This is a genomic window from Longimonas sp., assembly GCF_046498435.1.
GTDB lineage: Bacteria > Bacteroidota > Rhodothermia > Rhodothermales > Salinibacteraceae > Longimonas.
On record NZ_JAWOAR010000233.1, the window covers coordinates 1 to 5484 of the forward strand.

3 protein-coding genes and 1 pseudogene are annotated in these 5484 nt (G+C 61.6%); 2 read left to right on the plus strand and 2 right to left on the minus strand.

The genetic code is table 11. The features are described 5' to 3' along the window. Positions 1-270 (plus strand): annotated as a pseudogene (locus R6U20_RS08860) (UDP-N-acetylenolpyruvoylglucosamine reductase); the annotation flags it as partial. Between the two features lie 116 nt (positions 271-386). On the opposite strand, the gene R6U20_RS08865 reads toward R6U20_RS08860, so the two are convergent. Both R6U20_RS08865 and R6U20_RS08870 read right to left on the minus strand, forming a co-directional pair. Then, the gene (locus tag R6U20_RS08865) at positions 387-2411 is read right to left on the minus strand and encodes a prolyl oligopeptidase family serine peptidase (protein WP_410337496.1); all 2025 of its coding nucleotides are present in this window, start codon (positions 2409-2411) and stop codon (positions 387-389) included. Positions 2412-2744: 333 nt separating this feature from the next. Beyond that, a complete protein-coding gene (locus R6U20_RS08870) occupies positions 2745-3743 on the minus strand; it encodes a hypothetical protein (protein WP_410337497.1) in 999 nt (332 codons plus the stop codon). Positions 3744-4081: 338 nt separating this feature from the next. Here R6U20_RS08870 and aspS point away from each other — a divergent pair. Next, a partial coding sequence (gene aspS / locus R6U20_RS08875; RefSeq protein ID WP_410337498.1) for an aspartate--tRNA ligase occupies positions 4082-5484 on the plus strand: 1403 nt, incomplete at its 3' end.

Below are 5484 nucleotides of genomic sequence, written 5' to 3' on the forward strand. Positions count from 1 at the left end.
GGACTTAAAGGCATGCGCATCGGCGGGGCCGAGGTCACGCATCGCCATGCCAACATCTTCGTGAATCGCGGCGGTGCCACGGCAGCCGACGTGTGTGCGCTCATCACGCGTGTGCAAGACACGGTCGAAGCCGAAACGGGCTACCACCTTGACACTGAAATCGACTTTGTGGGCGAGTTTGCCCCGCCGTCGAAGGCCGAACCGCAGTTCATGCCCAAGCCCGAGGGCATCGTCACTGCCGCCGAGCGCGCCAAGATGGCCGCAGAGTGAGGTGCAGACGCTGGAATGATATCAACTCGGCATGCTCCGTTAGCGTGTGGAGGTATGAACGAATGGACGTGAAAACGTCCACCCGTTCCCCCCTGGCGCGCCCAGATTGGGCCTGACTATTCTGCCTCATCCCACTGGTCAAACCAGCGCAGCATCTGGTTCAGGCGCTCCACAAGGTTAACCGGCGTGCCGCCGCGCGAGAGGCCGTGGCCCTCGCCCTCGAACATCACCATCTCGGTGGGGACGCCCCCATTCTTCAGCGCGTAGTACCACTCCATGCCCTGTCCGATCGGCGTGATGTGGTCGTCCTGGCTGTGGATGATGAGCGTGGGCGTGGTCACCTGATCGGCAAACTGCAAGGGGGAGCGATCCCAGTAGTAGTCGAAGTTCGTCCACAGCGAGCCGCCGAACTCGGCGTTCATCTGGCGGGGTGGAAAGGCCTGCGTACCCGCCTCCGAAATCCAGTTGCTCACGCTGCGCTGCGTAACGGCGGCGCGGAAGCGATCGGTCTGCGTCGTGATCCAGTTGGTGAGGAATCCTCCGTGACTGCCACCCGTGATGAGCAGGCGCTCGCTGTCGATGCCGTCGAAGCGCTCCAGCGCCGCGTCCACCAGCGTCATGTTGTCGCGGTAGTCGACGCCGCCGTAGTCGATGCGCACCTCGCTCTGAAAGTCGTGGCCGTAGCCGGTGCTGCCGCGATAATTGGTGAAGACCACGCCGTATCCCGCTGCTGCGAGCATCTGCATCTCGTGAAACCACTGATGCCCCCACATGCCGCCGGGGCCGCCTTTAATGTTTAGCACAAGCGGATACGAGTCGCCCTCCTCGAATCCAACGGGCCGCAGCAGAAAGCCGTCGAGCGTACCGCCGCCGTCGTGCTCGAACGTGAAGCGTTCGTAGGGCTGCACCGCGAGCGAGTCGAGCATCTCAGCGTTGAAGGTCGAGAGCGCCTGTGCGTCCGAGCCGTCGGCGCGGGCCGTCCACACCTGGGGCGGCGTCGTTTCGTCGTTGCGCGTATAGGCGATGCGCGAGCCATCCTCCGAAAACGAGGGCGCGCTCAGGCTGGCGTCATCGCCGGTGAGCACGGTGGATTCGCTGTCCTCGGCAAGCTGAAAAATGGGACGCGCACCGCGATAATCGGCACTGAAGAACGGCTGGTCGTGTCCCTCGGGCCACTGCACGTTCGAGGTGCTCAGATTCATGCCGTCGTGCAGCACCTCGGGCGTGCCGCCGTCGACCGGGATGCGGTGCAGCTCGGTGGGCTCGTAGCGATCGGCGGTGTGATGGTACAGGAGATGCTCGCCATCGGGTGCAAACACAGGGCGTTCGGCGCGGCGGTCGGGGGTATCGAGCGTGCGGATATCGCCATCGGGGAGCGTGATCAGGTGGAGGTCCTGATTGAACCCGGCATCGAACTCTTCGCCCGTCAGGTCGGCGTTAAAGGCAACGGTTTCGCCATTGGGCGATGCAGTAGCGTTGTGCACGTGATAGTCGGCGCTGCGCACGAGCGGAGTGAGCGTGCCCTCGTCGAGGGTGAGCAGCCAGAGCGTGCGGCGCTCGGCGCCCAGGAAGCTGCCGGTGCCGGTGCGATACGCGGCCTCGCGCACCACGGTGGTGTCGGGACGCGGCCCCTCGGGCTCGTCGGCTTCTTCGGTCGGATCGTCGACGGTGGGGTCGATGGAGAGCGTGAGCAGCATGTGCTCGCCATCGGGCAGCCATTCGTAGGCGTGGATGCTGCCTTGCTCCAGTTCGGTAACGGCGTTGGCCTCGCCGCCGTCGGTGCGGATGGTGTAGAGCTGCGGCTTCTCGTCGCGACTACTCAGGAACGCAATGCGATCGCCACTCGGCGACCAGCGCGGGCTGCGGTCGGACGGGCCCTGCGTAAATGCGTACGGCTCTTCTGAGCCGTTGGCGGGCGTCATCCACAGGCTGGATTCGCGGCTCCGGCGGTCGTCGGATATGGTGGTGCGCACGAACACGGTGCGTGTACCATCGGGCGAGATCTGAGCGTCGCTGCTCATCTGGAGATTGTAGTAGTCGGCGGGTTGCATGCCGCGCTCTTGGGCAAGCAGTGGGGCCGTACTGGCCATGACAAGCAACAACATCCCAAGAAAGGCGGTGCGAAGCGAAACCGTGGGCATAGCGTTCAGATGCAGGTGGGGGCAGAGTGCATGGGCCTCCAAGATACAAGCTACCGATCAGGAATGCACACCTACACGCTTGCGTATGGTGCAGGAGGGGACACGAAGGTTCTGCTTCCCTTCAACATCACAAAAAGGGCAGCATATGAATGGCCTGTGATACAATATTTCCACTTCTTATTTTTTGATATATTGCACAAAACAAAAAGGGCGAACGGTAGACCGTTCGCCCCAGAGGATTGTTTTCGTTGGTGTTGCTAATCGTGTACGTCGGCTTACAGCGCGCCCACTGCCAAACTGATCAGAGAGAACCGGCACACGGGCCGTCTGTCGTTACGGTTGGATTTCCGAGATGTGCACCCGGCTGGTCGAGTAGTTGTCGGATTCGCTATACGCCCCCACCCAGATGTTATACTGACCGCTTTGCGGGCGATTGAACGCAATCATGGCATCGAGCCCTTCGCCGCCGTCGTCGTTGCAAAACCACTCGCCGCTGGGCGTGCGCACAGTGAGCGTGACATCCACATCGGTCTCTGTGTAGATGTACAGCGAGGCACTGCCCGCGCTGTAGTCCAGGTTCACGTCGGGTGCATTTGCCGCCAAACGGCCCCGACAGCCATTGCCCTGGATCGGATTCTCAATGGACCCACCTGCAACGACCTCGGTGGTGTGCGGATCGGGCCAGAAGCCAGCCGACAGCTGCGCCGTGCCGTAGGTGGCGGTGCCCTGCCAGTTCAGCGTGCCCGAGGAGCGGGTGCTCGACGGAGCGCTCTGACCGATATTGCGCGTGGTGCTGGCGGAGGACGTAGAAGCGTTCTGCGACCCACGCAACTCGCTGAATACGACTGAGGCGCTGGGGGTGTCTCCGCCACTGCCGTACGTGCCTACCCAGATGTTGTAATTGCCAGACTGCGGGGCATCGAACTCCAGGCGGGCGTTCGTGCCTGAGCCGCTGTCGTCATCGCAGAGCCACTCGCCGTCCGGCGTGTACACCAGAAGCGTGACATCAACGTCAGATTGCACTTCGATGCTCAGCGGATAGCTGCCGCTCTGGTAGTTAAGGTCCATGTCGGGCGCATCCATGTGGATGTAGCCACTGCACCCCTGAAAAGGGATTGCGGTACTTCCCCCTGCGCGCACAGAGTGGCTCTGAGGGTCGGGGCTAAAGCCGCTGGAAAGCGAAATCGTGTCGTATGTGGGCGTGGCGCGCCAGTTGGGCTGCTGCGCCTGAGCGGGAAGGGCGCTCAGTGCAAATAAAATGATCCCCACGAGGATGAACGAAACAGAGCGGAACGAGACAACGGGCTGTGTAAAGCGGGTAACAGTAGCCATAATGTTCTGTGGTGTTAAGTGTAACAAGCCGGCGTACATGTTGAATATTTCAATAAGTACACCAATACTATAATAAAGTTCAACCAAAGACTAATAAATCTATGCACTGGACAGTGCCCAACGTGCACGCTTTTGGCGTTGGGTATATGCGCTTCGGACGCATGTGCACCTGGGGCTGTCCAGCTTTCCATTTCGCGTGTGTCTCTTCTGCGTGTGCCCTCCCTGATGTGAAAGGGCTTTCTTCAGAGTGACCTTCACACGAAGATCGCACCCATTCCGGACTGTGCGTCGTATGTTAACGCGTTGCGCTATTTCTCCACTGCATCCGATCCTGACTCATGGCTGAGGCCGACCGCTCTGCACTCATTACCACCGACACGCACGGGGTGCGCACCCATACCTGTGGCGAATTGCGCACCAAGCACGAAGGCGACCCTGTCGTCTTAAAAGGCTGGGTGGATACACGACGCGATCTGGGCGGACTCGTGTTTATCGATCTGCGCGACCGCTACGGCCTCACGCAGATCGTTTTTAGCCCGCAGGCCAATGAGGAAGCCTACAAAACAGCCCAGCAGCTCCGAAGCGAAGACGTCATCTCGGTGCGCGGAACGGTTGCTGCCCGTAAAGATCAAGCGGTGAATCCGGCCATGCCTACCGGCACCATCGAAGTACAGGGGGATGCGTGTGCCGTGCTCAATGTGAGCAATACGCCGCCGTTTGTAGTGTCCACCCAAGACGAGAGCCGGGTGGATGCGAACGAGGATCTCCGTCTGAAATACCGCTACCTGGATCTGCGCCGTCCCGCCTTGCAGCGCAATCTGGAGCTGCGCCATCGTTTCTACCAGACCACGCGCCGCTTCTTCGACCGGCATGATTTTCTGGAGGTGGAAACGCCCGTGCTCATGAAGTCGACGCCCGAGGGCGCGCGCGACTTCCTCGTGCCGAGCCGCCTGCATCCGGGGCACTTCTACGCGCTGCCGCAGAGTCCACAGACCTACAAGCAGATCCTGATGGTATCGGGCCTGGATCGCTACGTGCAGATCGTGAAGTGCTTTCGCGATGAGGACCTGCGCGCCGACCGCCAGCCCGAGTTCACGCAGGTGGATGTGGAACTGACCTTTGCCACCGAGGAGCAGGTCTACGATTTGATGGAAGGGCTCATGGCCGACCTCTGGGCCGACCTGAAGGATACAGAGATCGACACGCCCTTCCCGCGCATGACGTACGATGAGGCGATGCGCACCTACGGCTCCGACAAACCCGATGTCCGCTTCGACCTGGAGCTGGAGGATGTGGGCGATGCGTTCGACGGTTGCGGATTCCGCGTCTTCCAGTCGATCATTGACGACGGCGGGCGCATTATGGCGCTGCCGGTGCCTGGTGAGGGCGATCGCGGGCGGGGGGCTATGGATCGCCTCACGGATTATGTAACCGACACCATCGGAGCTGCTGGGCTCATCTACATCCAGCAAGCCGAAGACGAGGAGGCGCCCTCGTGCAACGTAAGCACCAAGGCCATCCCGCAAGAGAGCGTGGAGGCCGCCTTCGAACAGGCCGGCGCCGAACCCGGCGATCTGGTGCTGCTGGTCGCCGGCTCCACACCCACGGTGTATGAGCAGGCCGGGCAGTTGCGCCTGCACATGGCCGACGACCTCGGGCTGCGTCCTGAACCCGGCGAAGGCCCCGACCGCTTCCTGTGGGTCACGGACTTCCCGCTGCTGGAGTGGGACGACGAGCACGA